Genomic DNA, 462 nt, shown 5'->3' on the forward strand with positions numbered 1-462 from the left:
GCCGCCTCACCACCGACGCCCGCGCCAGTGCTGTTGCCGGCGCCACCGCCACGATTGCCTGCACCGCCGAGAATCTGGCCGTTGTTGATGACCGTGCCGCCGCCGTCGAGCTTCACGCCGTCGCCACCGGCACCGCCATCGGCCCCGACACCGCCGGTGATCACGCCGCCAATGCCCGTGTTGACCTGACTCTGCGCATTGCCGCCACCACCGGTCCCGCCGTTACCGCCGCGAATCGTGCCGCTTTGCTGGTTGATGACAGTACCGCTGCCATTGACGAGTACGCCGACACCGCCCGCGCCGCCGAGTCCACCGCTACCGGCCACGGCGAGTGGCCCACCGGTGGCCAGTGCAAAGCCGCCGTTCTCGCCATTGCCACCGTTACCGCCCGTGATCGTGCCGCTGTTGTTGACCGTACTGCCGCCGGAGAGCGTCGCGCCGTGACCACCCGCGCCCCCGTCA

The 462-nt window shown here is 70.3% G+C and carries 1 pseudogene; it reads right to left on the minus strand.

Annotation, left to right across the window (positions count from 1 at the left end):
- Positions 1–462 (minus strand): annotated as a pseudogene (locus A9762_RS29315) (autotransporter outer membrane beta-barrel domain-containing protein); the annotation flags it as partial.

This window comes from Pandoraea sp. ISTKB, from assembly GCF_001721285.1.
GTDB lineage: Bacteria > Pseudomonadota > Gammaproteobacteria > Burkholderiales > Burkholderiaceae > Pandoraea > Pandoraea capi.